Origin of the sequence: Pseudomonas sp. RL_15y_Pfl2_60, from assembly GCF_963970595.1 — a bacterium.
Taxonomy (GTDB): Bacteria; Pseudomonadota; Gammaproteobacteria; order Pseudomonadales; family Pseudomonadaceae; genus Aquipseudomonas.
In genome coordinates this window covers 1,047,135-1,073,304 of sequence record NZ_CAXAOE010000001.1, presented here as the reverse complement: position 1 = coordinate 1,073,304, position 26,170 = coordinate 1,047,135, and the positions used below count along the sequence as shown (strand labels likewise).

Below are 26,170 nucleotides of genomic sequence, written 5' to 3'. Positions count from 1 at the left end.
CATTTCCCTGCCTTACGCAATTGCAAGGGCGTCTTTTCCGGCCCCGAGCAGCCATGCCAGCCGATAACTATCCCTCTAAAGAGCTGGGTGAGCAGGATTAACGGAGATATACCATGTACGCTGTAATTGTTACTGGTGGCAAGCAATACAAAGTCACCGAAGGCGAATTCCTGAAGATCGAAAAGCTCGAAATCGGCACTGGCGAATCCGTCACTTTCGATCGCGTTTTGTTGATCGGCAACGGTGACGACGTTCAAATCGGCGCACCAGTTGTAGATGGCGCTAAAGTTGTTGCAGAAGTTGTGGCGCAAGGTCGTCACGATAAAATCCGCATCATCAAGTTCCGTCGTCGTAAGCACCACATGAAGCGTCAGGGCCACCGTCAGTGGTTCACTGAGATCAAAATCACCGGTATTTCGGCCTGATTCATTTCAGCCTGATCCCTTTATAGGAGTATTGACTCATGGCACACAAAAAAGCTGGCGGTTCCACCCGCAACGGTCGCGACTCAGAAGCCAAACGCTTAGGCGTTAAGATGTATGGCGGCCAGGCTATCAAAGCAGGCAACATCATCGTGCGTCAGCGCGGCACCCAATTCCACGCTGGTTACGGCGTTGGCATGGGTAAAGATCACACTCTCTTCGCTAAAGTCGAAGGCGTGATCAAGTTTGAAGTAAAAGGCGCCTTCGGTCGTCGTTACGTGAGCGTTGTCGCGGCTTAATCGCGGCAAGGTTAAAAGCCCTGTCCTTGCGACGGGGCTTTTTTGTTTTTGTATTCTTGGGGTTCTTGCCAAACTGTCCTGATAAAAGGCTTATGATTAAGCCCTTATGCATAGAAAATTTCTGAAAAAAGTAGCGAGCGACGAGAGTACAAGGCGAAAAGATGCGAAAAAGCGCAGTTTAGTTGTCCTAAATGAGCATTTGATTCGCTTTGCTCACCCCTTCGGGGCCGAACTGAAGTTCGTTCAGCCTTAGGGCTGTGAGCAGTTTTTCAACGCAGTAATATCTAGCGCAGTAGTTTTTCAGAGATTTCTTAGGTCAATTTTGCAAGCACCTGTGTTCCTTGATTGTTGTTAACCCGCTGTATTGGCGGGAGGCGTACTCATGAAATTCGTCGATGAAGTATCGATTTTTGTAAAAGCCGGTGACGGTGGTAACGGTTGTATGAGTTTCCGTCGTGAAAAGTTCATCGAAAACGGTGGGCCGAACGGCGGTGATGGTGGTGATGGTGGCTCGGTGTTCTTGATGGCCGATGAGAACCTCAACACGCTTATCGATTACCGTTACACCCGGCGTTTCGATGCTGAGCGTGGCTCCAACGGTGGTAGCACCGATTGCACGGGGCGTAAGGGTGAAGAGTTGGTCCTGCGTGTGCCGGTTGGTACCACGGTGATCGATGCGGGCACTCAGGAAGTGATTGGTGACCTGACCAAGGCGGGTCAGCGCCTGATGGTTGCGCAGGGTGGTTGGCATGGTCTGGGTAATACCCGGTTCAAGTCCAGTACCAACCGTGCGCCGCGCCAGACCACGCCGGGTAAGCCGGGTGAGTCGCGTGACCTCAAGCTTGAGCTTAAAGTGTTGGCTGATGTCGGTCTGTTGGGTTTGCCTAACGCCGGTAAGAGCACCTTTATTCGTGCGGTATCGGCGGCCAAGCCGAAGGTTGCAGATTATCCTTTTACTACGCTGATCCCCAATTTGGGCGTTGTCAGTGTCGATCGCTACAAGAGTTTCGTGGTTGCCGATATTCCAGGCTTGATTGAAGGCGCCTCTGATGGTGCTGGCTTGGGTATTCGCTTCCTTAAGCACTTGGCGCGTACGCGTCTGTTGCTGCATCTTGTCGATATGGCGCCGCTGGATCTGACCGATCCGAGCGAGTCGGCGGTCACTATCGTTGATGAGTTGACCAAGTTCAGCCCGGCGTTGGCTGAGCGTGATCGCTGGTTGGTGTTGAACAAGTCGGATCAGATGCTCGAGGAAGAGCGTGATGAGCGTGTGGCAGAGATCGTTGCCAGTCTCGACTGGAAAGGCCCTGTCTATGTAGTCTCGGCTATTTCTGGCGAAGGCACGCAGCGTTTGTGTCAGGACATCATGACCTACCTTGAGGCGCGTACTGAGAAGATCGCTGAAAATCCAGCCTTTGCCTCTGAGTTGGCTGAGTTGGATCAGCGCATCGAAGATGAGGCGCGTGCGCGTCTGCAGGCGTTGGATGATCAGCGTGCGTTGCGTCGTTCGGGTGTCAAGAGCGTCGAGGATGTCGATGAAGACGACTTTGATGATGAAGATGACGACGACGGCCCGGAAATCTTTTACGTCCGGGATTAAGCCATTATCAACGCCGCTTAATAGCGGCGTTTTTGTATGTTTCGTGACTGGTTTGCTGCAAGGCTGGGGTTGAGGAATCATGCGTGACAAGGTGACTGGCGCACGGCGCTGGGTGGTGAAGATAGGCAGTGCACTGCTGACGGCAGATGGTCGCGGCTTGGATCGTGCCGCAATGGCTGTGTGGGTCCAGCAAATGGTCGCATTGCGTGAGCAGGGTGTAGAGCTGGTGCTGGTGTCTTCTGGCGCTGTGGCTGCGGGCATGAGTCGCTTGGGCTGGACCTCGCGCCCGAGTGCGATGCATGAGCTGCAAGCCTCTGCTGCCATTGGCCAGATGGTGCTGATCCAGGCGTGGGAGTCTAGCTTTGCCGATCATGGCCGGCGCACAGCGCAAATTTTGCTGACCCATGATGACCTGTCAGATCGCAAGCGCTATCTGAATGCGCGCAGCACCTTGCGCACCCTGGTCGAGCTCGATGTGGTGCCGGTGATCAATGAAAACGACACCGTGGTTACCGATGAGATTCGCTTTGGTGACAACGATACCCTGGCGGCGCTGGTGGCCAACCTGGTCGAGGCTGACTTGTTGGTGATCCTCACGGATCGCGACGGGATGTTCGATGCTGATCCGCGCAACAACCCAAATGCCAAGCTGATTTACGAGGCGCGGGCGGATGATCCGGCCTTGGATGCGGTGGCGGGTGGCGTTGGTGGTGCTCTGGGGCGTGGCGGCATGCAAACCAAGCTGCGCGCTGCACGGCTTGCTGCACGCTCAGGGGCGCATACGGTTATTGTCGGTGGTGCAATCGAGCAGGTGCTGGCACGCCTCAAGTCGGGCGAGCGTCTGGGTACGCTGCTGGCGCCTGAGCGCGGTATGTTGGCGGCGCGTAAGCAGTGGCTTGCCGGGCACTTGCAGACCCGTGGGACTCTGGTTCTGGATGATGGTGCCGTCAAGGCGTTGTCGACTGGGCGCAAGAGCCTGCTGCCTGTCGGTGTGCGTGCGGTAAAAGGCAGCTTCCGTCGTGGCGAGATGGTGGTTTGTGTTGCTGCTGACGGTCGAGAAATTGCGCGTGGCCTGGCCAACTACAGCGCGCTTGAGGCGCAAAAGATTATTGGTCAGTCCTCTGATGCGATTCAAAGCTTGTTGGGTTATGTTGATGAGCCGGAGTTGATTCATCGGGATAATTTGATACTGGTCTAGGAGGGCGCTTTATGCGTGTGGCAAATGGATTGCTGGGTGTCTTAATGATGCTGCCGGTGCTGGTTTCGGCGGAGGAAATTGGCGAGGTATCAACCGTTTTCAAGTGGTTGGGGCCGAATGACAAGATTGTCGTCGAAGCTTTTGATGATCCCAAGGTCAAGGGCGTAACCTGTTATTTGTCGCGTGCCAAAACCGGCGGTGTCAAAGGTGGCCTGGGTTTGGCTGAAGATCGTTCTGACGCCTCGATTGACTGTCGCCAGGTCGGGCCGATTAGCTTCATAGGCAAGCTTGAAGAGGGTGAAGAGGTCTTCAAGCAGCGTACTTCGCTGGTATTCAAAACCATGCAGGTGGTGCGTTTCTTCGATGAGAAGCGCAGTGCGCTTATCTATCTGGTGTACAGCGACAGGGTGATCGAGGGCAGTCCGCAGAACTCGATGGCAGCGATTCCAATCATGCCTTGGCCGGCAGCCAAGTAGGGCGCGACAACGCGACGCTTGTTCGCTATTTGCTTGCTCGCGCAGCTGATCTATAAATTTAAGGCAATAAAAAACCGGTCATAAGACCGGTTTTTTAAGGCGTTACGCCAAGAACTGTCTGCTAATTAAGCAGCAGTGCTGAGTGCCTTGATGTGGGCATTCAGGCGGCTCTTATGACGAGCTGCTTTGTTCTTGTGCAGGATGCCTTTGTCAGCCATGCGGTCGATGACCGGAACAGCTGCGGTGTAAGCAGTTTGGGCCAGGCCAGCATCTTTAGCGTCGATAGCTTTAACAACGTTTTTGATGTAGGTACGGACCATCGAGCGCAGGCTGGCGTTATGGCTACGACGCTTCTCAGCCTGTTTTGCGCGTTTTTTGGCAGAAGGTGTATTGGCCACCGTCAAGCTCCTCGAAAATTGGGGGTTACAAACAAATAAGGCCGCGAATCATGCCTAGAAGGTATTCGTCTGTCAAGACTAATGACGATTCCCAGCTATAGCCTGACAAGTGGCAGGCCGCTACACTCGACGCCTTCGTGAGCCGGTGGATTGTCCGCTGGCTCACTTGTATGCGGAAAAATCATTATCTCATGAATTTGCTCAAGTCGCTGGCCGCCGTTAGTTCCCTGACCATGGTCTCGCGTGTTTTAGGTTTTGTGCGCGATACCATTATTGCCCGCACATTCGGTGCTGGCGTGGCTTCGGACGCCTTTGTGGTGGCCTTCAAGTTGCCGAATCTGCTGCGAAGAATTTTTGCCGAAGGGGCATTTTCGCAAGCCTTTGTGCCCATTCTGGCCGAATACAAGACCCAGCAGGGCGAGGAGGCGACGCGAACCTTCATTGCATTCGTCAGTGGGTTGCTGACCCTGGTGCTTGCATTCGTGACCTTGCTTGGCGTCTTGGCAGCGCCGTGGATCGTGTGGATATCCGCGCCGGGCTTCGCCGATGAGCCTGAGCGCTTTGCGCTCACCACTGATCTTTTGCGGGTTACCTTTCCTTATATATTGCTGATTTCCTTGTCCTCGCTTGCCGGGGCCGTGCTCAACACCTGGAATCGCTTCTCGGTGCCGGCATTCGTACCGACGTTGCTTAATGTCAGCATGATAGTGTTTGCCTTGTTTTTGACCCCTTACTTTGATCCGCCGATCATGGCGCTAGGCTGGGCGGTGCTGGTCGGTGGGGTGCTGCAGTTGCTTTACCAGCTGCCGCACCTGAAAAAGGTGGGGATGTTGGTGTTGCCGCGGCTGAACCTTAAGGATCGCGGTGTATGGCGCGTTCTCAAGCAAATGGGGCCAGCGATTTTTGGCGTATCGGTCAGTCAGATTTCACTGATTATCAACACCATATTTGCTTCGTTTTTGGTCGCAGGATCAGTTTCCTGGATGTATTACGCTGATCGCTTGATGGAGCTTCCATCCGGTGTGCTTGGTGTTGCGCTGGGTACCATTCTGTTGCCGGCGCTGTCGAAAACCTACGCCAGCGCCAACCGTGAAGACTATTCGCGGTTGCTCGATTGGGGCTTGCGCCTGTGTTTCGTGCTGGTGTTGCCAAGTGCGGTTGCCTTGGCAGTATTGGCTGAGCCCTTGACCGTGTCGCTATTTCAGTACGGTAAATTCAGCGCAACGGATGCCTTGATGACCCAGCAGGCTTTGATTGCCTACGCCGTGGGGTTGCTCGGAATTATCCTGGTGAAGATTCTGGCGCCTGGCTTTTACGCGCAGCAGAACATCAAGACGCCGGTTAAGATCGCGATCTTCACTTTGTTTTCAACCCAGCTTATGAACCTGGCCTTTATCGGTCCGCTAGCCCATGTGGGTCTGGCCTTGTCTATCGGTTTGGCGGCGTGCCTGAATGCGAGCTTGCTGTATTGGCAATTGCGCAAGGCCGATATGTTCCAGCCGCAGCCGGGCTGGGCGATGTATCTGGTCAAGCTGGTGGTGGCGGTAAGTGTGATGGCTGGGGTGTTGCTTGGTGTTATGCATTTCATGCCGCAATGGTCCTCTGGCGGCATGCTTGAGCGCTTGTTGCGCCTTGGTGTGTTGGTGGCGGCAGGCTTGCTCAGTTATTTCGCCAGCTTGCTTTTGATGGGCTTCAGGTTGCGTGATTTTTCGCGTAAGGCCATTGCCTAGCTTGCAACTTAACTTTCCAGCCCCAAATCAGTAGGGCGGGTAACGGTTTTTTACCCGCCATCTGTTTGCACGAGTATTTGGATATTGGTTGTGTTTTGGTGGACAAACTTCGCGTTGTCGCACCCTACAGGTGATGTAGAGCGGACAGCGCTTTTCTGTCCGCCGCTTAGGACGCGGAGCAAGGTTGTTTGTTGGCAGTGATGGAGCGGGTAACGTTTTTTTACTTACGCTTATCCGTTCGATGAATCGAAACCGGGTTAATTGAGTCGCAGATTTCTGATCTGCTGCGACGTTGTTGCCTGTTGTCTGCTGTCGTGTATGCGTATAATCGACCACTTTATGAGCAAGAAGCGCGTTATGCAGCTGGTACGAGGCCTACACAATCTGCGCCCCCAGCATCGGGACTGTGTCGCCACAATTGGTAATTTTGACGGTGTCCATCGTGGCCATCAGGCTATTTTGGCGCGTTTGCGTGAGCGAGCCGCAGAGCTTGGCGTACCCAGCTGCGTGGTGATTTTTGAGCCACAACCCCGTGAGTTTTTCGGCCCGGATACAGCTCCAGCACGGCTGACCCGTTTGCGCGACAAGCTCGCGCTGTTAGCGGCTGAGGGGGTTGATCGGGTATTGTGCCTGGCGTTCAATCGCCGGTTGCGTGAGCTGAGCGCCGCCGAATTTGTGCACAAAGTACTGGTTGATGGCTTGGGCGTGCGTCACTTGGAAGTGGGTGATGATTTCCGCTTTGGCTGCGACCGTGCGGGCGACTTTGCATTTTTGTCCGCTGCCGCAGAGCGCGAAGGCTTTAGTGTCGAGGCCGCAACTACCGTTGAACTCGATGGCATTCGCGTCAGCAGTACCCGGGTTCGTGAGGCACTGCAAAACGCTGACTTCAGTCTTGCCGAGCATTTGCTGGGCCGCCCATTCCAAATCGCTGGGCGTGTGTTGCACGGCCAGAAGCTCGGACGTCAGCTGAATGCGCCTACAGCTAATATTCAGCTCAAGCGCCGTCGGGTGCCGCTGACCGGGGTGTATCTGGTCAGCACTGAAATTGACGGTAAGACCTGGCCTGGTGTCGCTAATATTGGCGTACGGCCCAGTGTAAAAAGTGATGGTCGCGCCCATCTTGAGGTGCACCTTTTGGATTTTGCCGGTGATGTCTATGGCCGGCGTTTGACGGTGGCGTTCCACCACAAGCTGCGTGATGAGCAGCGATTTGCCTCTCTTGAGGCGCTAAAGTCGGCAATTGCTGCCGATATTGCCGCCGCCCGTGCCCATTGGCGCACTTAAATAAATAGTGCCGACCGCTTAAATGAAGAGCCGAAATGACCGACTATAAAGCCACGCTAAACCTGCCTGATACCAAGTTCCCGATGAAGGCTGGCCTGCCGACGCGCGAGCCGGAAACCCTGAAGCGCTGGAACGATATCAACCTGTATCAGAAACTGCGCGAGCTGGGCGAAGGCCGTCCAAAGTTCGTGCTGCACGATGGTCCTCCATACGCCAACGGCAGCATTCACATCGGTCATGCGGTCAACAAGATTCTCAAAGACATCATCACCCGCTCGAAAACTCTGGCCGGCTATGACGCGCCATATGTTCCGGGTTGGGATTGCCACGGCCTGCCGATTGAGCACAAGGTAGAGACCACTTTTGGCAAGAATCAGCCAGCCGACCTCACCCGTGAGCGTTGCCGCACCTATGCGGGCGAGCAGATCGAAGGCCAGAAGGCCGACTTCATCCGCCTCGGCGTGCTTGGTGACTGGGAAAAGCCTTACCGCACCATGGATTTCGCCAATGAAGCTGGCGAAGTGCGCGCTCTGGCTGAGATGGTCAAGCAAGGTTTTGTCTTCAAAGGGCTGAAACCAGTCAACTGGTGTTTCGATTGCGGCTCGGCTCTGGCTGAGGCTGAAGTTGAATATCAGGATAAAAAGTCCGACGCCATCGACGTCGCCTTTGCCTGTGAAGACAACGACAAGCTGGCCGCTGCATTCGGCTTAAGCAGCCTGCCAAAGCCTGCCAGCATCGTCATCTGGACCACCACGCCGTGGACCATCCCGGCCAACCAGGCGCTGAACGTTCACCCTGAGTTCAACTACGCGCTGGTCGATGTGGGCGACAAGTTGTTGCTGCTCGGTGAAGAGCTGGTCGAAAGCAGTCTTGAGCGTTACGGCCTGCAAGGCAGCGTCATTGCTTCCGCCAAGGGCGAGGCGCTGGAGCTGATTCGTTTCCGTCATCCGTTCTACGAGCGTTTATCGCCTGTGTATCTGGCTGAATACGTCGAGATGGGTTCCGGTACCGGTATCGTCCACTCCGCCCCGGCCTATGGCGAGGACGATTTCCGTTCGTGCAAAGGCTACGGCATGAGCAACGACGATATCCTCAGCCCTGTACAGAGCAACGGCGTCTATGTTGAATCGCTGCCATTCTTTGGTGGCCAGTTCATCTGGAAGGCCAACCCAAATATCGTCGCCAAGCTCGATGAGGTGGGTGCGTTGCTCAAGCATCAGTCGATCCAGCACAGCTACATGCATTGCTGGCGCCACAAGACACCGCTGATCTACCGTGCGACTGCGCAGTGGTTCGTCGGCATGGACAAGCAACCCAATGAAGGTGGCACGCTGCGTGAGCGTGCGCTGGGTGCTATCGAGCAGACCGAGTTCGTTCCAGCCTGGGGCCAGGCGCGTCTGCACAGCATGATCGCTGGCCGTCCTGACTGGTGCATCTCGCGTCAGCGTAACTGGGGCGTGCCGATCCCGTTCTTCCTGCACAAGGAAAGCGGCGACCTGCACCCGCGCACCGCTGAGCTGATGGAAGAAGTCGCCAAGCGCATCGAAGTCGAAGGTATCGAGGCCTGGTTCAAGCTCGAAGCCAGCGAGTTGCTCGGTGATGAAGCCGCGCAGTACGACAAGATCAGCGACACGCTGGACGTCTGGTTCGACTCGGGCACCACGCATTGGCACGTCCTGCGTGGTTCCCATGCCTTGGGCCACGTTTCTGGTCCGCGTGCAGACCTGTACCTGGAAGGCTCCGACCAGCACCGTGGTTGGTTCCATTCATCGTTGCTCACCGGTTGTGCAATCGATGGGCATGCGCCATACAAGGAATTGCTGACACACGGCTTTGTGGTCGATGAAAACGGCCGCAAGATGTCCAAGTCGCTGGGTAACGTGGTTGCACCGCAGCAAGTCAACGACAGCCTGGGCGCGGATATCATGCGTCTGTGGGTGTCGTCGACCGATTACTCCGGTGAGATGGCAGTCTCGAACGTCATCCTGCAGCGCAGCGCTGACTCTTACCGCCGTATCCGCAACACCGCGCGCTTCTTGCTTTCAAACCTCAGCGGTTTTGAGCCAGCCGAGCACGCATTGCCTGTCGATGAAATGCTTGCGCTGGATCGCTGGGCTCTGGATCGCGCCTTGCTGCTGCAACGTGAAATCGAGGAAGCCTACGACAGCTACCGTTTCTGGAATGTGTACCAGAAGGTGCATAACTTCTGCGTGCAGGAGTTGGGTGGTTTCTACCTCGACATCATCAAGGATCGCCAATACACCACGGCGGCCAATAGTGTTGCGCGTCGCTCTTGTCAGACTGCACTGTTCCACATCGCCGAAGCGCTGGTTCGCTGGATTGCGCCAATCCTGGCTTTCACCGCCGATGAAATCTGGCAGTACCTGCCGGGCGAGCGTAACGAATCGGTGATGCTCAATGGCTGGTATCAAGGCCTGGCCGAGCAATCGCAGGACGTCGAAATGAACCGCGAATTCTGGGAGCGGGTCATGGCGGTCAAGGTTGCGGTCAACAAAGAGTTGGAAAACCAGCGCAAGGAAAAAGCCATCGGCGGCAACTTGCAAGCTGAAGTGACTGTATATGGCGAAGACAGCCTGATCGCTGACCTGAACAAGCTCGGCAACGAGTTGCGTTTTGTCCTGATCACCTCAACCGCAAGCCTGGCACCGCTTAGCGCGGCTCCGGCGGATGCGGTAGAGACTGAAGTGGCTGGCCTGAAGCTGAAAGTGGTCAAGTCGACTCATGCCAAGTGCGGCCGTTGCTGGCATCACCGTGAAGACGTTGGTGTGAACCCGGCGCATCCGGAAATCTGCGGTCGCTGTGTCGATAACATCGAAGGCGCTGGCGAGGTTCGCCATTATGCCTAATGTCTCAAGCCGCTTTGGGCGGCTTGCCTGGCTGTGGTTGACGCTCTTGGTGTTCGTCATCGATCAGGCCAGCAAGTTCTATTTCGACAACACCTTGAGCATGTACCAGCAAATCGTGGTGATTCCTGATTTGTTCAGTTGGACGCTGGCCTACAACAAGGGCGCGGCCTTTAGCTTTCTCGCGGCTGAGTCTGGCTGGCAGCGCTGGTTCTTTGCTGCAATCGCGATCGCAGTGAGTGTTGTCTTGGTGGTCTGGCTGAAACGCCTGAAAGCCGATGAAACCCTGCTTGCGGTGGCGCTATCGCTGGTCCTGGGTGGTGCTATCGGTAATCTGGTTGACCGCATTGTGTTGGGCCATGTGGTCGATTTTATTCTGGTGCACTGGCAGAACCGCTGGCACTTCCCTGCATTCAACTTTGCTGACAGCGCAATCACTGTAGGTGCAATTCTGTTGGGTCTGGACATGTTCAAAAGTAAAAAGTCCGAGGAGCAAGCGGATGTCTGATGTACGTATTGGCCCGGACCGGCAAGTGACTCTGCATTTCGCCATAAAGCTGGAAAACGGCGATGTGGTTGACAGTACCTTCGACAAGCAGCCAGCCACCTTCAAGGTGGGTGACGGCAACTTGTTACCGGGCTTTGAAGCGGCGCTGTTCGGATTCAAGGCTGGCGACAAGCGCAGCATTGAAATTTTGCCGGAGCAGGGCTTTGGCCAGCCAAACCCGCAAAACCTGCAGGTGATGCCGCGCAGCCAGTTCGAGGGCATGGATTTGTCCCCAGGCTTGCTGATTATTTTCAATGATGCAGCCAACGCCGAGCTGCCGGGTGTGGTCAAAGAGTTTGATGACACCCAGGTGACGATCGATTTCAATCATCCTCTTGCGGGTAAAACCCTGAGCTTTGATGTTGAAATCATCGAGGTTAAGGCACTCTGATCGAGTGCGGTAGAAGGGCGCCGGCCCCTGCTTCTACGAGACCGTACACAGGTGGCTGATATGCACTGCGCGCCACCTGATGTAGGCTAATTACCCAGTATCTTTCGAATTGCACGGCGTAACGAGGCCAGTATGCACATTAAACTCGCAAACCCACGTGGCTTCTGTGCCGGCGTTGATCGCGCAATTGAGATTGTTAACCGTGCGCTGGAAGTGTTCTCGCCGCCAATCTATGTGCGCCATGAGGTGGTGCATAACAAGTTTGTGGTCGAAGATTTACGTGCGCGGGGCGCGGTCTTCGTCGAAGAGCTGGATCAGGTGCCGGACGATGTCATCGTTATCTTTAGTGCCCACGGTGTTTCCCAGGCCGTACGGACTGAAGCTGACCGCCGCGGGCTGAAGGTGTTTGACGCGACTTGCCCGCTGGTGACCAAAGTGCATATGGAAGTGGTGCGTTACAGCCGGGAAGGGCGCGAATGCGTGCTTATCGGCCACGCGGGCCATCCAGAAGTCGAAGGCACCATGGGTCAGTACGACACCAGTAATGGCGGCGCTATTTATCTGGTCGAAGACGAGAAAGACGTCGAAAAGCTGGAAGTCCGTAACCCTGAAGCGCTGGCGTTTGTTACCCAAACCACGCTGTCGATGGACGACACCAGTAAAGTCATCGATGCCTTGCGCAGCAAGTTTCCAGCCATCGGCGGGCCGCGCAAAGACGACATCTGCTACGCCACCCAGAACCGCCAGGATGCGGTCAAACAGTTGGCCGCAGAATGCGATGTGCTTTTGGTCGTCGGCAGCCCCAACAGCTCCAACTCCAACCGCCTGCGCGAGCTTGCAGAGCGCATGGGCACGCCAGCCTATCTGATCGACGGCGCCGAAGACCTCAAACAAGAATGGTTTGCCGGTGTAAACGGCATCGGCATCACTGCTGGCGCCTCCGCACCAGAAGTTCTGGTGCGTGGCGTTATCTCCCAGCTACACGCCTGGGGCGCAACCGGCGAAAGCGAACTCCTCGGCCGACCCGAGAATGTAACCTTCTCGATGCCTAAAGAGCTGCGGGTGAAGCAGGTATAGTTGTTCCGCTAATTTCGCCAATAAAAAACCGCACAGTGTGCGGTTTTTTTATTGGTAGTTTTGCGCTTACCAGCAGTCTTGGAAGCTCGCTGCTGTGCCACCTTCACCTTTGGTGCCACGACTGTTCAGGGTTAGCGTGCCACACTCGTTATCTCGGGCTTGAGCACCCTGAGGCGCAGCGCTTAGCATCACGCAGGTGGCGATAGTAGCACCGGCACAGGCCGCAGCAGTAATGCTGTAGCGCTGGTCTTCTGAGATTACTGCAGCGTTTGCGTTACCGGTCATTGCCAAACCACCTGCGCCTAGATTCGCAGTGTAGGTCTGGTTTTGTGAGTAGAACCGCTCCTGAGCCTGCATGATGCGCATCAGCCATGCGTGCCCATCTGAGCGCCCTGCGCGCAGAACATAGTTCTGATAGCTAGGGTAAGCAATCGCGCCCAAAATTCCGATAATCGCGACGACGATCATCAGTTCCATCAGGGTGAAACCCTTTTGCCTAAACATTAATTCTCTCTCCAATACAGACCGCGAATTGGGTTCTTGATTTCGCAGATTTTTTGGCCCTCGGCGCATTCGACATTATCCTCGTCTTTAATGCAGCCCTCTGCACCGCAAAGTAAGCCTACGGGATTGTCATCGCTTACTATCGGTGCAGGACTTGAAGGGATACCGCCATGGGTCAGGTCAAAGCTGCGCTTGGGTGTTTTTGTTCCAGATATGTTCTGGGTAAATACGGCACTGGCGTCAGTGATATTCAGGGCGTAGAAGCGGCCGCTCCCAACGTCAGGGCCGCAGGTTGTCACTTGCGAACCGTTAGGCCGGAAGGTGGTGAACAATACAGCGCCCGCAAATGTTACTGAGTTGGCCAACACCTTCTCGCCCGCTGGGAAGCGTATAAACCAGCCGCTGCTGTTGGCTAGCGTGGTTGGGTCCGGAGTGTACTCATCGCCGGGGGTGAGTTGGGCATACAAGTCGTTGATCTCTGTACGCTTGCCCGGAATTTGTGCTGCCGCCTCCGCTTGAGCTTTATTGATCAAGTAGTTATGGGCATCAAACATAGTCAATGGAGCATCTGCATCTTTGGCGGTTGCGTCAGCCAGCTCGGTAGCCGTCAGCAGATTGCTGGATGGATCATAAGCCCGGTCAGCGAGTGCCTGGATATCTGCCTGAAGCCCAGATGCTACACCAGCAAGTGCCAGACGCTCGGTTTGGAGGGTCTGCAGCAGCGCGGCCTGAGTTTCTAGTGGTGAGCTTACGCCTTCCAGTGCTGTTTGATCTGCTGCTGTAGTCGCTGCAAGCAGCTCGGCATTGTCAATGCCGCCCGGTGCGGGGGGAAGGCCTGCGAGCAAAGTCTCAAGCTCTGCTTGCTTGGAGGCTAGCTGAGCTTTCTTTGCATCGCCTGTCGCTGTGTCACTTGAGTTATAAGCATTAAAGGTTTCGAGCTGCAGGGATTTGACCTCGGCCATTGCAGTATTGATTTCGCTGATCTGGTCAACGATACCCGCGCGGGCAGTGACATCTGCAGAGCTTTGGTAGTTGTCGTTAAGGCTGTCCAGCTCAGCTTCAAGTGCTGTGGTATCCGCATCCACTTCGCGAGCAGCGATGATCTCTTGTTCTTTTGCGGTAATCGCGTTGTAGTCGTTCTCTTGGACTGGAGAGTTTGCCAGCGCGGTGATTCGCGCCTGGAGCGCTCCCCAGTCGGTCGCATCATCATTCTGCAGCTGAGCCGCTTTAAAGGCCGAGGCCTCGGCAGTGGTTGGCTGTAACTCAGTAACTTGTTTCAAGCCATCCTGAGCCACTACGGTCAGGCTATGCAACTGGGTTTGTTGGCTCGCCTCATCAGCGTGCGCTGTAACATATGGATCGTTGGTCAGAATTGCATCGATCGCACTTTGTTTCTGGTTGATGCTGGCATTGGCTGCCAGCAACTCTTCTGCCTTAGCGGTATAACCGATAGAGCTCTGATAGTTACTGAAGTTTTCCCGTGCTGCTGTCTCGCTTGCGGTAAGGGCATCAATTTCAGCGCGTACATCATTAATATTGCTCTGGACTTCAGCGGCTTGGCTGGATGACAGGTTAACGCTACTAACGTCGGTTAGATTGCTTTCGGTAATCGAGGTGTAGGTTGCCGGAGCCGCATAGACGTTAGCGTCTTTAATCATATAAAAACGATCAACAGTTGCTTCACTCAGCGGGTGGCCACGGTAACCCGAGCCAATGCTGATGGTGTAATAGGTTTTGCCGCCGCGTTCTTTGATTAGCGACACGTCTGGTTTGTTATAGAAACGGCGGTTGTTCAGTTGATCAGTGCCAGCAATATTGGCAATTCGACCACCGGTTGCAAAGTTGCCGGCGCCAGTGTTGTTGGACTTGATGTCGAAGCGGAAGATTTGACCGCGGGTATCGGAGGTGAAGATGGTATCAATCAGCCCATCGCCGCCTAAGTCAACCAAGGTTGGGTCAGCGGGCATGCTGTTGGTCATGGTTGCTAACTTCAGGTTGGCGTCGGTATCACCGCTAGGTCCTGCCATCCACAGTTTTTGCCCCGTAGCGGCGTTAACCACATAAAGCGCATTGCCGTAAGTATCTGTTTTGGGCAGATCCGGTGTGGTGTCGTTGTCTTGGATAGGATCATAGCCACCGGTAAAAATCAGTACGTCTGTAGCAGTGCCATTCCAGTTGACCTTGGCGACTTTGGGTGTCGACCAGGTTTGGCCTAAGCGTGCGAAACCGGTGCTTGCACCGCCTCGTATTACCCATTTTAGTTTTGGGCTGATGGACGATGGGTTACCAGCGGTGCTCGGTGTCACGTCCAGCGAGTAGTAGTTTCTGCCACCACGGCCCATGCCTGCATATAAATTGACTGCAGTTACAGTACGCAACTTGGTCGATTGATTTACATCGCCATAGCTGACGTTTAGGTCAAACTGGCCATCCATACCGTATTTTTTATTAACGCTGCCCTGCGGGTCTTCGTAATAAGCTTTTAAGTTACCGAGCAGTTCTTTAGGTATAAATGAAAAGTACTCAGCGCCAGTATCTGGATTGATTGCACCAATGAAGCCCTCGTTGGTGCCATAGAAGAGCGCCAGCTTATCTTGACTGTTATTGGTATTGGCCCGGGTCAGGTCTTCATCACTGGTGTAAGCGACAACTTTGGGGGTGTTGTGCAGAATATCGCCAATTTGATAACGGTTAGAGTTGTCTGCCGGATTGGTGCCTCGCGCCCATGTAATGATGTTGGATCTTTGTGTATCGGTCATTGACGCACTGCCAAGCAATGCTTTGGTCACGGCAGCGTTATTGGTCACCAGCTTGTTGTCGTTTCCGCTCGCTAAATTGACAGGTGCCGGGTTAGCGCTTGGTTCAATATTGGTGCCTGTATAAGTATAGATGACCCGTGTCGCGGGGTTAGGTAAGCGGCTGGCTGCGCCACCAGCTTCAGCATTTTTGCCATCGGCGGACGGGCTCCAAAAGCTTTGTGCGCTATCGCTAAAAAAGCCTGTGCTGGAGTCAATGGCATTCAATCCCCGGCTGTCTGTGACGATGAGGTCGCCATCGACGGTGGTAGTAGCTTTATACTTTTTAACGTTGCCAACCCAGCGAGCACCTTTGGCAGGGCGGAACAGAGCGTAGTAAAGGTCATTGCGGTAACCGAAGTTACTGTAAGCACTTACCGAAACTGTAGGCGTGGTGAAGGTGGTGTTCTCAGCCAGAATGTCGGTAACGATAGACTTTAAGGAGCTGACAAGACCAGATGTGTCCGAGGTGACAAAGAACTTCCCCTGGCCAAGGGTTGCAGTGTCCTCCAGCAGTCGCGTGTCGCTGATATTACCGAAACCAATGGTGTAGGTAGAAACCGTTTGCGTGCCAGCCAAGGAGGCGGGGCCACTGTCATTATTGGCCATCCACTCTGCTAGGCCCGGCATCCAGCAGCCAGCATTACGCTCGCCATCTGTGGGGTAGTTCTGGTTGCATGATGTGTATTGGGTATTAGATTTGCCGGTACGCGTTAAGCTCGAAATTGTATTGTTACTGCTACTGTCATTGTTAGGCAGACCGTCGGTTAGAACAATGATGTTGGATTTTTGGCATGAGTTGGTTATGGGTGATGTATAGGTATTGCCACTACGAGAACCATTGTCACTGTTCCAAGGGTTTCGTGTTCTCGAGCCTGTTTCATCCTCATACACACCACGTGAGCTATTGCCGTAAATGAGGCTGCTGCCGCGCATATACTGAACAGCTTCATGGTAGCTCTCAAGCAACGGAGTAGAGCCGCTTGCATAGTAACTACTAAGGTTTGACTTGAAGGAGTTAGCAACCATACTGGCTTGTTGGACCGGGTTATTGATAAACCCGCCTTCGTCGTCAGAGCTAAAGCGAGCAAGGCCGATGTTTGAATCATTGGTTATCGCTAATTCGTCGACTAATTGATTGACGACCTGCTTGACGACTTGGATACGAGTGAGTTGGCCATTGTTGGTTCTGTTATTTCGCCCCTCTGTACTCGTACACCAGTTTCTGGGCATGCCTCTGCTACTGTTTTCAAGAGGTTCCAGTGACTTGCAATCGGTGCCTGGGACACCGTTCTGCATTGAGCCTGATGTATCAATAACAAATAAAATATTTGGCCTGACCCGTTGATCAGCTGGTAAATCACGAGTGGTATAGATTTCGGTGTCATCGGCCAGTGCGGTGCTTAATGACAACGCTAAATAGGTAAAGGCTGAGGCGCCAATTGCGAGTTTACGGGTCAGGCTCATGGTCGAGTCCTCAGTTTTGATTCAAAAAAAGTTCAGTGGCAACCGGGATACGAGATGGGGTGTAAAACACAGAGCCTTCCCAGTCGATTTTAAGGCCTAGCTGCTTGTATTCGACTGGTTTGCCGTTTAAATAAACTACTGTGTCGTCATCCAGTTTTAGTGTTACCGGCGCACAACCTGTGCAGGGGGTAGCTAGCACTGTGCCGTCTATGGTTCCAGGTGCTGAGTTTTTAATATTTAAAATAAAAACGGCGCTTTCGATATAGAGCGGTTCTGGTTCTGCGTCGTCAGCGATGGCAGGAGCGGGTAGCATTACAGTTGCAACTAGCATGCAGATAAGCGCTGTTAACTTTTTCATTAGGGTCTTGTCCTTATTTAAGGTTGAAGAAAACAAAACCCTGAGTCTGATCAGAGTAAGCGCTGTCGGCTATTGTTGAACGTGTTTTCATTTCGTATTGTCGGCAGGTGTAGGAATCAAAAGAGTAACCTTCGCCGAAGGTTGCGCAGTCGAGTTTACCCATGCTGCGCAACTGATTTGTTTGGGTTAGCCCCGGCGCGGTGGTTAATGCCGTTAAGTCCGTGAACACTCTCAGGTCTGGGAATCGCTGCCTTAATGTTGCATTCGGTTCTGCTGCCGCATTGGCCTTTGTGAGGTCGATTGCCGTTTGTAATAGTCCCCGGTTGGCTTGGTTACCAAAAAATGCCATTTGCGACCTTATTTCAGTCTGCGCTAACTGGAAGGCGGCATTGCGAAACTGATTGCTGCTGGCCATGCGCTCTTCATTGGTCGCAAAGCGGGCAGCCGTGATACCGGCAACTGTAAGTACTACCAGAAAAATAAGCGCTACCAATAAGGTTGCGCCTTGCTGTTGCTCTAGAGAGTGTTGAGTCGTTTTCATAGTGATATCTCTAGATGTTTTTAAGCTGAATAGTGGTGGTGAAGATCTGCCGGGCTAAACCGTCATCAGGTGCAATAGGTGGCGCGTCGAGCAGGTAAAAGTTACGAGCAGGAGGGGGAGGGCTGATTGTGTCGATGGAGGTCGCCAGTAATGCGATACGCACAGAAAGCACCTTGCCCCAGCTGGTTACACGATCAGCGGACACAAATTGATTGACGCTGGTTGAGTCGCCGCCTGCATCAACCCCATACAGCACCTGCATATTCTCAATCCCATCAATCAAGCGTGAAGTCGGGCTGACGGGTTGATTGGTCGTGCGGTTAAAGGAGCGGCAGGCTAGAGCTGGCGAAGGGTTGTTGGCATCCGCTGCAGCAATAAAGTAGGTGTTAATGATGATCTGGTTGTCAGGAATTATCACGCCCGCGCAGTCACGCTTTGAACCGTCGATCACAGGAGGTTCAAAAGTGAAGCTGACAGTGTCAGAGGCATTGCCTCCACCATTGGCAGAGCAGGCTGCTCCACTGTTGAGTGCGCAGTTTCGAGGTTCGATAGGGAAAGGTTTGCCCTGCGGGGCGCCGGGCGATATATAGCCAGCAATACGCGCGCTCTGGGAGATGAACTCCAGACCAAAGCGGCCGTTTTCCTGCAGCTTTGACATGGCGTCATTAACGGCCAGTGTCTGTCGGCTGGAGAGGAATACTTGAATCACGCCCAGCAACAGAATAAGGCCCAGGGCCATGCCAATCATCAGCTCAACCAGGCTGAGACCGGATTGCCATTTCTTGGCTGCATATTTTAGTGAGTTTCTCATCGTTCAACCTGCACGGTGCCGGACATGTTTTCTGGGGTTGCGCCGCTGGTGTTTGTGGATTTGCTTTGCCAGTTCGCGGTAATGGTAAATACGTTGCCATTCGCGCCAATGTCTAAAGGTGCAAGCCCTGCCGCAGCGGGCCCCAGGAAATCGCGGCTGGTGTAGCGAGCGTCTCTCGCATTTGCATTTGCTGCATAAGCGGCGGTTGCACCGTACGTACACTGCGCTTCCCAGCGATCGAATGCGGCCATCTGCGCCGCAGAGCAATTGCTGGCATTTACTTTCGCGCCTGATACCGGATCAAAATAGTCGCTGCAACGCTGGGGAGGTAAGGCTGCACAGTCTACCGCTGCGGTGTAGTCGGCAACATCTGCATCAGGGTTTGCGCGCATCCGCTCAGCCAGCTCCTGCACCACCCAGGTAGCCTGAGTGCGGAAGCCACTGTCGCTTGAACTCTGCAATGCGCTCAACTGAAGAGCTGCAAAACCCAGCAGGCCCACAGTAAATATCAATAAAGTTACCAGTGCTTCAATCAGCGATGTGCCGTTCTGAAAGCGCCGCATCTCAGCAGTCATCATCACGATTTACCTTTTTGTAAGAGGCCTTGCCGATCGCGCCTATATATATGCAGCGTGCTTTTGAACCCGTGGCCTCGAGTTTCGGTGAGGTTATTTTGAATGCCTGTGCGCTGACCCCGGAAAGCAGGGTGCCGTCACGGCGAAAGGTCAAACGGTTAGCAGACTGCAGGTATGGCGCTGTGATCTGAACGCCGCTACTGGCCGACTGAAAGTTACGGATGACGGTAGCGCTGGTGCAGTTGGCCATATCGCTGGGGCCAACACACCAGCCATTGCTCCAGCCTGACGAGCTGTTGGTTGCGGGGATTACGGAGACATTGGCGTTAAGTTTGGTTGCCTCGGTACGGGCAAAGGCTAGGGCATTCAGTAATTCACTGGATTGGCTGCTCACACTTTGGGAAACAATGAATGTACTCATGTTAGGCGCCGCAATAGCGACTACGATTGCAAGCACTACAATCGTGACCAAAAGTTCTATGAGGGTAAAACCGCGTTCGCGTTGCATGAGTATCCCCTTTGCCGAGCCTGCAACTTAATCAGTCGCAATCATAGCTACAATCAGTAGTTTACTGACTGGCTGTTGCAAAGGGATGAGTGGTTTCGCACAGAATTATTTTGTCGGCTGAGTCACTTTTCGGGTTTTTACTTTGCCGAGTCGACTAACGATTACGTGGCGCATTTGCTCGCTTCCTGTCACTCCAAGACGAAACGTGCCATTGCTGATTGATGTGATTCCTCGACCGTTGAAATGTAGTGATTTGCCTGCGCCCACTCCGCGCCACTTCAGCTCGATGCGAGCTGGAATATCAAGCACCTTCATCAGCGTATCCTTAGGATCTAGTTTACGATTGCCATCGAGGTCTTCGAACACGCTTATTTGTTTTGCCCAGACCTTGGTGCAAGTCTGTGACTCATCAAGCGGACACATTGTTATTCGTTTGCCCTTGGCCAAGGCTTGATGGCGGGTGAAACGTATAAAATGGACTAGCTCAGCACTGAACGAAGACAGTGCGTTGGCTTGCTGCATACGTTGCAGCCCAGGAAGGCTAAGGCTCAGCGCAATTGCTAAAACGGCGAGTGTTATGAGCAGTTCAAGTAAGCTGAGCCCTTGCTGTTGTTTAATGTTCATATTGCAATTTCCCTTCCTTGGAATCTTGCCGTAGCTGTTTTAGGGAGTTAGACGTGGTCGCTGTAATCGTTGGTGGTGGTGTTATCGGTCTGTTGTCTGCGTTGAATTTGGCAAAGCACTGCAATGTGGTTTTGCTTGAGTCTGCGGCCGTTGGCACTGAGGCGTCCTGGGCGGGTGGTGGTATCGTCTCGCCGCTTTATCCGTGGCGGTACAGCGATGCGGTAACAGCTCTGGCGCAGTGGTCGCAGGACTTTTATCCAGGTTTGGGGGCGCAACTGCTTGAGACCACGGGCATTGATCCGGAGGTGCACTCAACCGGTTTGTATTGGTTGGATCTGGACGATGAATCCGAGGCATTGGCTTGGGCCCGCGCGGCGCAGAAAAATCTCAAGGCTGTGGATATCACCGATGTACAGGCGCAAGTACCAGCTTTAGGGATGGGCTATCAGCGGGCGATTCATATGCCGGGTGTCGCCAATGTGCGTAATCCCCGGTTGGTCAAGGCATTGCGAGCGGCCTTGCTGAAACTGCCAAATGTCAGCCTCAAAGAACACAGTCCAGTTAGCGGTTTTATAAGAGACGGTCAGCGGGTGGTTGGTGTGCAGACAGCTTCGGGCGCGATCATGGCTGATCAGGTTGTGCTGGCGGCCGGTGCGTGGAGTGCCGAGCTGCTCCGGCCACTTGGTATTGAGCTTCCGGTCGAGCCGGTTAAAGGGCAGATGATCCTGTACAAATGCGCTGATGACTTTTTACAGAGCATGGTGCTGGCCAAGGGGCGATACGCAATACCGCGCCGTGATGGGCATATCCTGATTGGCAGTACCCTGGAGCATGAAGGTTTTGATAAAACGCCTACTGATGTCGCACTAGAAAGCCTTAAGGCCTCAGCCGAGGAGCTTTTGCCTGCTCTGGCAGATGCGCAAGTGGTTGGGCACTGGGCTGGTTTGCGTCCTAGTTCGCCTGAGGGGATACCCTTTATTGGCCCGCTGCCTGGATTTGACGGGTTGTGGCTAAATTGCGGCCATTACCGCAATGGCTTGGTATTGGCGCCTGCATCCTGCCAATTGCTGGCTGATTTGATACAGGGCCGCACACCGATAATCGATCCAGCGCCTTATGCGCCAGAAGGCAGGATTTAATCCGCCAAGCCGCGTAGGGTGCGGCCACGCGAAGCTTGCCCACCGGACGTCGTAAAACAACCAATCTCTGCGCCGCAAATGGCGGGCAGAAAAGCGTTGCCCGCCCTACAGATGGAATCGCTGTGTAGGGTGTGACAACGCGAAGCTTGTCCACCAAGCTGGTCAGTCAATTCCGAGTTTTTTCAGCCTGTAGCGCATCGAGCGAAAGCTCAAGCCGAGGCGTTGCGCGGCTGCTGTTCGGTTCCAGCGGGTTTCTTCCAAGGCCTGGACGATAAGCTTGCGTTCGATATCTTCGAGATAGTCTTCCAGGTTATCGATTTGCGCCAGGCTGGTTTCGCCTTGCTCGGCAGCTGAGCCTGCATCTGCAAGGCGCAGATCGCCCGCTGTTATCTGGTCGTTTTCACAGAGGGTGTAGGCGCGTTCGAGCATGTTTTCCAGTTCGCGAACATTACCGGGAAAGCGGTAGCTCTTGAGCTTTTCCAGTGCGTCTGGTTGTAGTGCTGCAGCGTTCGTACCATCACCATTGGACAGGCGCTTGAGCATGGTCTCTGCGAGTTCGGCGATGTCTTCGCGGCGTTCACGCAGGGCAGGCACCCTTAGTTCGATCACGTTCAGTCGGTAGAACAAGTCTTGGCGGAAACGCTCGGCAGCCACTTCGGCACCGAGATCCTTGTGGGTCGCGCAAAGTATGCGTACATCAACCACCACTTCATGCTGGCCACCAACAGTGCGCACGGCTTTTTCCTGGATCGCCCGCAGCAGTTTGACCTGCATTGCCAGCGGCAAATCTGCTACCTCATCGAGAAACAGGGTGCCGCCATTGGCTGCCTGGAACAGCCCTTGTTTATCTTCCACCGCGCCAGTAAAGCTGCCCTTTTTGTGACCGAAAAACTCACTTTCCATCAGCTCGGATGGGATCGCTCCGCAGTTGACCGGGACAAAAGGCTGTTCCGCGCGCGGGCCTTGCTCGTGAATCAGTCGCGCCACGAGTTCTTTGCCACTGCCTGACTCGCCGCTGATGTACACAGGCGCTTGGCTACGCGCAAGCTTGTGAATCTGTTTGCGCAGCGTGCGCATTGGGGGGGAGTCACCGAGCAGGCGGCTGTCTACCGGGATTTCCTTGCCGTCAGCAGCCTGAATGCGCAGTGCAGTGGCGACGAGTTCGCGTAGGCGCCCGAGGTCGACCGGCTTGGTCAGAAAGTCAAAGGCGCCGGATTTCAGCGCATTAATCGCAGTATCAAGGCTGCCATAGGCGGTAATCATCGCGACGGGCATTTGCGGGTGACGCTGGGCGATGTATTGCACCAGGTCCATGCCCGTGCCGTCAGGCAGGCGCATGTCGGTCAGGCATAGGTCGAAGGGCTCTTTGGCCAGCCACTCGCGCGCTTCTTTCACGTTGCGTGCGCAGCGTGTGTCGAGCTTCATCCGGCCTAGGGTTATTTCCAGAAGTTCGCGGATATCGGGTTCATCGTCGACGATCAGGGCTCTCTGGCGGGTCATTGTAGGCTCAGTTTGCTGGCGTGGGCGAAGGTGATGCGAAAGCAACTGCCTCCCTCTTCGCGGGGTTTATAGTCAAGGTGTGCCTGATTGCTCTCGCACAGTTCACGAGAAATATACAGGCCCAGGCCGGTGCCTTTAGCTTCAGTGGTGAAGAAGGGCTCAAAGATGTTTTGGCTCTGCTCTGTCGGGACACCGGGGCCGTCATCAAAGATCTCCAGCACCGGCAGATCGCGCTCAGGTTCGCGGAACAGCTGCAACCAAACCTGGCCTCGCGGGTTCTTTTGCGAACTGTAGCGCAAGCCATTTTCGACCAGGTTAGTCAGCACTTGAGTGAGCTGGTTGGGGTCCATGCGGGTTTGGATACTGCCCACTTGCGTGTCCAGGTGCAGGGTTTGATTGGCGGGCATGTTGTTGCGGAACTCGCTGGCAAAACGGTGCAGCCAGTACTTGAGATCGAGCAGCTGGGGTTCAGCCTGGCGCCGCCTAGAAAGCTGTAGAACGTTCTCAATCACCAGGTTCATGCGCCGTGTGTGATCGTGAATGATTTGTGCCAATCGTTGGTCTGGCTGGGTTAGTTCTTCAGACTCTTGAAGCAACTGCGCGGCATGGCTGATTGCACCAAGCGGGTTGCGAATTTCATGGGCAATACCGGCTGTCAGGCGGCCAAGCGATGCGAGTTTGAGCTGCTGGGCCTGCTGGGCGATCTGCGAGACGTCGTCCAGGAAAACCAATATATGACGTTGCTGGCCACGCTGCAGAGCAATAAAGCTCGGCTGCACTATAGGACCGTCTGCAACCGCTTGCAGGCTGGCCGGGCGCATGGCCGGATTTTGCCGCCACTGCTGAAGGCGTTTCACCAGTTCGGGTGTATGCGGGTCAAGAATCTTGCCCGCCAGGGCGTCAGCGCCGAGCAAGGTCAGGGCACCTTGGTTGGCCAGCAGTACCCGGTGCATGTTGTCCAGCACCAGAATGCCGGTGCGCATGCGTTCAATGATCAGGGCGTTGAGGGTTTCCAGGCTGGCAACGTCCGCAGCCCGCTCGCTGGCTAACTGTTCGCTGTCGTGCAGGCGTCGGGTAATTCCTTGGACGAACAGTGCTGCTGCGAAACAAAGGGCGCCAAGGGCTCCAGCCTGGATATATTGGCTGGCAGCGGCGGGGCGGCTTAGGCTCAGGTAGAACGTCAGGTAGATCAGGCCGACGGCGGCGGTGGCGGCAATAAAGATACCGATGCGTCCGCGCAACAGGATATTCGAGATGGCGACTGCGACGATCAGCAGATTGCCAATACCGCTGGGCGTGCCCCCCGCTGCATAAAACAGGCAAGACAGCAGAATAACGTCGACCATCGCCAGGCTGACTACCTGCATCGACCGCTTTGGCTGTTGGACAGCAAGCGTGACCAGCACGTTGAATATCAGGTAGAACCAGCTGATGTTACGAAACAGCGTTGCGTGGCTCATCTCCAGCAACTGCACGTCCATCTCGCTTGAGATCAGAAGTACAAGCAGCAGGCCAATGATCAGCCTATATAGGTGATACAGCTTGAGAATTCGTATGCCCTGGGTGCCACCCAAGGCCAGAATGTCACTGGTCACCTTGTTGAGGGCCTTGCTTTAGGTGCTCAGTACTGCAAAACCACTGCGGTCCATTGTTCTTTGCATGTTCGCGAGGCAGGTGCACGCCGCAATGCGCGCAACGCACCATGGGTTCTGGCTTGCCCGGCGCTACTGGTTTGGCAGCGTTGCGGGCACGAATATAGCGTCGCCACAGCCAGTAAACAGTCGCGGCGATTGCCAGCACAAGTAACAGACGAAATAGGCCCATAACAGACTCTTCTTGATTGATAGCGGCAGTTTAACCAAGCGCGCGCGTGCGGCACAGTCGTTATGTCACGCAACGAGCAACTGCTCTGTCGATTGCCCTGTTTTTTCGGTTTTTGAGTGAAGCTTGTCTGGATTCGGACAGGCTTGGCTTTCACCGGCAATAAAAAAGGGAGGCCAGTGCTGGCCTCCCTTTCGGTCACGCATAGGTGAAGGTTACATCAGTCGAACAGGCCGAATGTCATGTAGCTGAACCATGAGCGGTCTTTGCCTTCGGCTTCATCAAGCTGCTGGTCAACATCTTTGAGCTCGTCCGGAATCTCGTCTTCAGCTTCTTCGTACTGACGGATAACGTCTTGGCTGGCGCGGGTCTCGCCTGGCGGCAGTGGCGCGTCGTTTTCGATCAGGCCCAGGGTGACTTTACTCAGCCAGGTCCGGTCATCGTCATCCTGGCGCAGCGGTACGAATTCGCCGTCTTCGAGGCTGGCGTTGTCCGGGTAGTTGAGCTTCAGGGTCTCCAGGCTGCTTTGCGCCAGGTCATTGAGCGTCAGGTGCTGGTAGGACTCGACCATCACCGCCAGACCGTCGCCGACTGAAGGGGTTTCCTGGAAGTTTTCCACCACATAGCGGCCACGGTTGGCGGCTGCGACGTAAGCCTGGCGGCTCATGTAATAGTGGGCAACGTGAATTTCGTAGGCCGCCAGCAGGTTGCGCAGGTAAATCATGCGCTGCTTGGCGTCTGGCGAATAGCGGCTGTTCGGGTAGCGGCTGGTCAGCTGGGCGAACTCGTTATATGAGTCGCGTGCGGCACCCGGGTCGCGCTTGGTCATGTCGAGCGGAAGAAAACGCGCAAGCAGGCCACGATCCTGGTCAAAGGATGCCAAGCCCTTCATGTAGTAGGCGTAGTCAACGTTGGCATGCTGCGGGTGCAGGCGGATAAAACGCTCGGCGGCAGAGCGCGCGGCTTCTGGCTCGGCGTTCTTGTAATAGGCGTAAATCAGCTCCAGCTGCGCCTGTTCGGCATAACGGCCGAAGGGGTAGCGTGACTCGAGCGTCTTGAGCTTGGTCACCGCGCTGGTGTAGCTATTATTGTCGAGATCCGTTTGGGCCTGCTGGTACAGCTCAGACTCGCTGAGGTTGTCATCCACGGTTTCATTGGATGAGCAGGCGGCGGTAACGGCGAGAATGGCGATCAGCAGCAGGTGTTTCACTTGCATGGCGGCTTGCGTCCCTGTGACGGCG

General features: G+C 54.7%; 25 protein-coding genes and 2 pseudogenes. 12 read left to right on the top strand and 15 right to left on the bottom strand.

Annotated elements, in window-relative coordinates; genetic code table 11:
• The first annotated feature begins 113 nt into the window (after nucleotides 1-113).
• The 5 genes from rplU to AACY26_RS05055 all read left to right on the top strand — a co-directional run bounded on the left by rplU (nucleotide 114) and on the right by AACY26_RS05055 (nucleotide 3,995).
• Entirely contained in the window at nucleotides 114-425 is a 312-nt protein-coding gene (gene rplU / locus AACY26_RS05075) for a 50S ribosomal protein L21 (protein ID WP_087518185.1), read from the top strand.
• A gap of 38 nt (nucleotides 426-463) precedes the next feature.
• Nucleotides 464-721, top strand: a complete 258-nt coding sequence (gene rpmA, locus AACY26_RS05070; protein WP_003281574.1) for a 50S ribosomal protein L27 — start codon at nucleotides 464-466, stop codon at nucleotides 719-721.
• A 382-nt stretch (nucleotides 722-1,103) separates the two neighbouring features.
• On the top strand, nucleotides 1,104-2,321 hold the full coding sequence (gene cgtA / locus AACY26_RS05065; RefSeq protein ID WP_339511566.1) for an Obg family GTPase CgtA: 1,218 nt from the start codon (nucleotides 1,104-1,106) through the stop codon (nucleotides 2,319-2,321).
• 79 nt (nucleotides 2,322-2,400) lie between these two features.
• Nucleotides 2,401-3,519 (top strand): glutamate 5-kinase, encoded by a 1,119-nt coding sequence (gene proB, locus AACY26_RS05060; RefSeq protein ID WP_339511564.1) that lies wholly within the window; start codon nucleotides 2,401-2,403, stop codon nucleotides 3,517-3,519.
• An 11-nt stretch (nucleotides 3,520-3,530) separates the two neighbouring features.
• Nucleotides 3,531-3,995, top strand: a complete 465-nt coding sequence (locus tag AACY26_RS05055) for a CreA family protein (RefSeq protein WP_339511562.1) — start codon at nucleotides 3,531-3,533, stop codon at nucleotides 3,993-3,995.
• A gap of 125 nt (nucleotides 3,996-4,120) precedes the next feature.
• On the opposite strand, the gene rpsT is transcribed toward AACY26_RS05055, so the two are convergent.
• A complete protein-coding gene (gene rpsT, locus AACY26_RS05050) occupies nucleotides 4,121-4,393 on the bottom strand; it encodes a 30S ribosomal protein S20 (RefSeq protein ID WP_010489670.1) in 273 nt (90 codons plus the stop codon).
• Nucleotides 4,394-4,584: 191 nt separating this feature from the next.
• On the opposite strand from rpsT, the gene murJ reads away from it, so the two are divergent.
• The 6 genes from murJ to ispH all read left to right on the top strand — a co-directional run bounded on the left by murJ (nucleotide 4,585) and on the right by ispH (nucleotide 12,286).
• Nucleotides 4,585-6,123, top strand: coding sequence for a murein biosynthesis integral membrane protein MurJ (gene murJ, locus AACY26_RS05045; protein ID WP_339511559.1), 1,539 nt, complete (start codon nucleotides 4,585-4,587; stop codon nucleotides 6,121-6,123).
• 357 nt (nucleotides 6,124-6,480) lie between these two features.
• On the top strand, nucleotides 6,481-7,407 hold the full coding sequence (gene ribF, locus AACY26_RS05040) for a bifunctional riboflavin kinase/FAD synthetase (protein WP_339511748.1): 927 nt from the start codon (nucleotides 6,481-6,483) through the stop codon (nucleotides 7,405-7,407).
• Nucleotides 7,408-7,442: 35 nt separating this feature from the next.
• Nucleotides 7,443-10,274 (top strand): isoleucine--tRNA ligase, encoded by a 2,832-nt coding sequence (gene ileS / locus AACY26_RS05035; protein WP_339511558.1) that lies wholly within the window; start codon nucleotides 7,443-7,445, stop codon nucleotides 10,272-10,274.
• Nucleotides 10,267-10,779: a signal peptidase II gene (gene lspA, locus AACY26_RS05030; protein WP_339511556.1), complete on the top strand. Its 513-nt coding sequence runs from the start codon at nucleotides 10,267-10,269 to the stop codon at nucleotides 10,777-10,779. The genes ileS and lspA overlap by 8 nt, the downstream gene beginning before the upstream one ends.
• Complete coding sequence (locus AACY26_RS05025) at nucleotides 10,772-11,209, top strand: FKBP-type peptidyl-prolyl cis-trans isomerase (protein WP_339511554.1); 438 nt, start codon at nucleotides 10,772-10,774, stop codon at nucleotides 11,207-11,209. The genes lspA and AACY26_RS05025 overlap by 8 nt, the downstream gene beginning before the upstream one ends.
• Before the next feature lie 132 nt (nucleotides 11,210-11,341).
• Nucleotides 11,342-12,286 carry a 4-hydroxy-3-methylbut-2-enyl diphosphate reductase gene (gene ispH, locus AACY26_RS05020; protein ID WP_339511553.1) on the top strand — a complete coding sequence of 315 codons (945 nt, stop codon included), beginning with the start codon at nucleotides 11,342-11,344 and terminating at the stop codon, nucleotides 12,284-12,286.
• Nucleotides 12,287-12,352: 66 nt separating this feature from the next.
• Here the strand turns inward: ispH and AACY26_RS05015 are convergent, their stop codons facing one another.
• The 10 genes and pseudogenes from AACY26_RS05015 to AACY26_RS04980 all read right to left on the bottom strand — a co-directional run bounded on the left by AACY26_RS05015 (nucleotide 12,353) and on the right by AACY26_RS04980 (nucleotide 20,469).
• On the bottom strand, nucleotides 12,353-12,727 hold the full coding sequence (locus AACY26_RS05015; RefSeq protein ID WP_445261279.1) for a type IV pilin protein: 375 nt from the start codon (nucleotides 12,725-12,727) through the stop codon (nucleotides 12,353-12,355).
• Nucleotides 12,719-12,790: pseudogene (locus AACY26_RS21345) on the bottom strand (prepilin-type N-terminal cleavage/methylation domain-containing protein); the annotation flags it as partial. The gene AACY26_RS05015 and the pseudogene AACY26_RS21345, both read right to left, overlap by 9 nt.
• Nucleotides 12,790-17,052 carry a pilus assembly protein PilY gene (locus AACY26_RS05010; RefSeq protein ID WP_339511549.1) on the bottom strand — a complete coding sequence of 1,421 codons (4,263 nt, stop codon included), beginning with the start codon at nucleotides 17,050-17,052 and terminating at the stop codon, nucleotides 12,790-12,792. The pseudogene AACY26_RS21345 and the gene AACY26_RS05010, both read right to left, overlap by 1 nt.
• 10 nt (nucleotides 17,053-17,062) lie before the next feature.
• The gene (locus AACY26_RS05005) at nucleotides 17,063-17,410 is read right to left on the bottom strand and encodes a hypothetical protein (protein WP_339511547.1); all 348 of its coding nucleotides are present in this window, start codon (nucleotides 17,408-17,410) and stop codon (nucleotides 17,063-17,065) included.
• 13 nt (nucleotides 17,411-17,423) lie between these two features.
• Nucleotides 17,424-17,951 (bottom strand): pilus assembly PilX family protein, encoded by a 528-nt coding sequence (locus AACY26_RS05000; RefSeq protein ID WP_339511545.1) that lies wholly within the window; start codon nucleotides 17,949-17,951, stop codon nucleotides 17,424-17,426.
• Between the two features lie 10 nt (nucleotides 17,952-17,961).
• Nucleotides 17,962-18,762, bottom strand: a complete 801-nt coding sequence (locus AACY26_RS04995) for a PilW family protein (RefSeq protein WP_339511543.1) — start codon at nucleotides 18,760-18,762, stop codon at nucleotides 17,962-17,964.
• Nucleotides 18,759-19,340 (bottom strand): type IV pilus modification protein PilV, encoded by a 582-nt coding sequence (gene pilV / locus AACY26_RS04990; protein ID WP_339511542.1) that lies wholly within the window; start codon nucleotides 19,338-19,340, stop codon nucleotides 18,759-18,761. The genes AACY26_RS04995 and pilV overlap by 4 nt, the downstream gene beginning before the upstream one ends.
• Nucleotides 19,327-19,758: a GspH/FimT family protein gene (locus AACY26_RS04985; RefSeq protein WP_339511540.1), complete on the bottom strand. Its 432-nt coding sequence runs from the start codon at nucleotides 19,756-19,758 to the stop codon at nucleotides 19,327-19,329. The genes pilV and AACY26_RS04985 overlap by 14 nt, the downstream gene beginning before the upstream one ends.
• 12 nt (nucleotides 19,759-19,770) lie before the next feature.
• A pseudogene (locus AACY26_RS21340) lies at nucleotides 19,771-19,845 on the bottom strand (prepilin-type N-terminal cleavage/methylation domain-containing protein); the annotation flags it as partial.
• 105 nt (nucleotides 19,846-19,950) lie between these two features.
• On the bottom strand, nucleotides 19,951-20,469 hold the full coding sequence (locus AACY26_RS04980) for a GspH/FimT family pseudopilin (protein ID WP_339511538.1): 519 nt from the start codon (nucleotides 20,467-20,469) through the stop codon (nucleotides 19,951-19,953).
• 53 nt (nucleotides 20,470-20,522) lie between these two features.
• Between AACY26_RS04980 and thiO the strand changes: the two genes are divergently transcribed.
• Nucleotides 20,523-21,608, top strand: a complete 1,086-nt coding sequence (thiO, locus tag AACY26_RS04975; protein WP_339511536.1) for a glycine oxidase ThiO — start codon at nucleotides 20,523-20,525, stop codon at nucleotides 21,606-21,608.
• Nucleotides 21,609-21,770: 162 nt separating this feature from the next.
• On the opposite strand, the gene AACY26_RS04970 is transcribed toward thiO, so the two are convergent.
• The 4 genes from AACY26_RS04970 to AACY26_RS04955 form a co-directional block, all read right to left on the bottom strand.
• On the bottom strand, nucleotides 21,771-23,108 hold the full coding sequence (locus AACY26_RS04970) for a sigma-54-dependent transcriptional regulator (RefSeq protein ID WP_339511534.1): 1,338 nt from the start codon (nucleotides 23,106-23,108) through the stop codon (nucleotides 21,771-21,773).
• Nucleotides 23,105-24,703 (bottom strand): sensor histidine kinase, encoded by a 1,599-nt coding sequence (locus AACY26_RS04965; protein WP_339511532.1) that lies wholly within the window; start codon nucleotides 24,701-24,703, stop codon nucleotides 23,105-23,107. The genes AACY26_RS04970 and AACY26_RS04965 overlap by 4 nt, the downstream gene beginning before the upstream one ends.
• On the bottom strand, nucleotides 24,693-24,932 hold the full coding sequence (locus AACY26_RS04960) for a PP0621 family protein (protein WP_339511530.1): 240 nt from the start codon (nucleotides 24,930-24,932) through the stop codon (nucleotides 24,693-24,695). The genes AACY26_RS04965 and AACY26_RS04960 overlap by 11 nt, the downstream gene beginning before the upstream one ends.
• A gap of 217 nt (nucleotides 24,933-25,149) precedes the next feature.
• Nucleotides 25,150-26,145, bottom strand: coding sequence for an outer membrane protein assembly factor BamD (locus AACY26_RS04955; RefSeq protein ID WP_339511528.1), 996 nt, complete (start codon nucleotides 26,143-26,145; stop codon nucleotides 25,150-25,152).
• Between the last annotated feature and the right edge of the window lie 25 nt (nucleotides 26,146-26,170).

Excerpts from the sequence above, each read along its gene's own strand:
- AACY26_RS04970 (WP_339511534.1), bottom strand. The coding sequence starts at position 23,108 with ATGACCCGCCAGAGAGCCCTGATCGTCGACGATGAACCCGATATCCGC.
- AACY26_RS05000 (WP_339511545.1), bottom strand. The coding sequence starts at position 17,951 with ATGAAAACGACTCAACACTCTCTAGAGCAACAGCAAGGCGCAACCTTA.
- ileS (WP_339511558.1), top strand. The coding sequence starts at position 7,443 with ATGACCGACTATAAAGCCACGCTAAACCTGCCTGATACCAAGTTCCCG.
- lspA (WP_339511556.1), top strand. The coding sequence starts at position 10,267 with ATGCCTAATGTCTCAAGCCGCTTTGGGCGGCTTGCCTGGCTGTGGTTG.
- pilV (WP_339511542.1), bottom strand. The coding sequence starts at position 19,340 with ATGATGACTGCTGAGATGCGGCGCTTTCAGAACGGCACATCGCTGATT.
- AACY26_RS05055 (WP_339511562.1), top strand. The coding sequence starts at position 3,531 with ATGCGTGTGGCAAATGGATTGCTGGGTGTCTTAATGATGCTGCCGGTG.
- AACY26_RS05025 (WP_339511554.1), top strand. The coding sequence starts at position 10,772 with ATGTCTGATGTACGTATTGGCCCGGACCGGCAAGTGACTCTGCATTTC.
- AACY26_RS05010 (WP_339511549.1), bottom strand. The coding sequence starts at position 17,052 with ATGAGCCTGACCCGTAAACTCGCAATTGGCGCCTCAGCCTTTACCTAT.
- proB (WP_339511564.1), top strand. The coding sequence starts at position 2,401 with ATGCGTGACAAGGTGACTGGCGCACGGCGCTGGGTGGTGAAGATAGGC.
- AACY26_RS04955 (WP_339511528.1), bottom strand. The coding sequence starts at position 26,145 with ATGCAAGTGAAACACCTGCTGCTGATCGCCATTCTCGCCGTTACCGCC.
- cgtA (WP_339511566.1), top strand. The coding sequence starts at position 1,104 with ATGAAATTCGTCGATGAAGTATCGATTTTTGTAAAAGCCGGTGACGGT.
- murJ (WP_339511559.1), top strand. The coding sequence starts at position 4,585 with ATGAATTTGCTCAAGTCGCTGGCCGCCGTTAGTTCCCTGACCATGGTC.
- AACY26_RS05005 (WP_339511547.1), bottom strand. The coding sequence starts at position 17,410 with ATGAAAAAGTTAACAGCGCTTATCTGCATGCTAGTTGCAACTGTAATG.
- rpmA (WP_003281574.1), top strand. The coding sequence starts at position 464 with ATGGCACACAAAAAAGCTGGCGGTTCCACCCGCAACGGTCGCGACTCA.
- AACY26_RS04995 (WP_339511543.1), bottom strand. The coding sequence starts at position 18,762 with ATGAGAAACTCACTAAAATATGCAGCCAAGAAATGGCAATCCGGTCTC.
- AACY26_RS04985 (WP_339511540.1), bottom strand. The coding sequence starts at position 19,758 with ATGAGTACATTCATTGTTTCCCAAAGTGTGAGCAGCCAATCCAGTGAA.
- AACY26_RS04960 (WP_339511530.1), bottom strand. The coding sequence starts at position 24,932 with ATGGGCCTATTTCGTCTGTTACTTGTGCTGGCAATCGCCGCGACTGTT.
- rplU (WP_087518185.1), top strand. The coding sequence starts at position 114 with ATGTACGCTGTAATTGTTACTGGTGGCAAGCAATACAAAGTCACCGAA.
- ispH (WP_339511553.1), top strand. The coding sequence starts at position 11,342 with ATGCACATTAAACTCGCAAACCCACGTGGCTTCTGTGCCGGCGTTGAT.
- ribF (WP_339511748.1), top strand. The coding sequence starts at position 6,481 with ATGCAGCTGGTACGAGGCCTACACAATCTGCGCCCCCAGCATCGGGAC.
- AACY26_RS04980 (WP_339511538.1), bottom strand. The coding sequence starts at position 20,469 with ATGAACATTAAACAACAGCAAGGGCTCAGCTTACTTGAACTGCTCATA.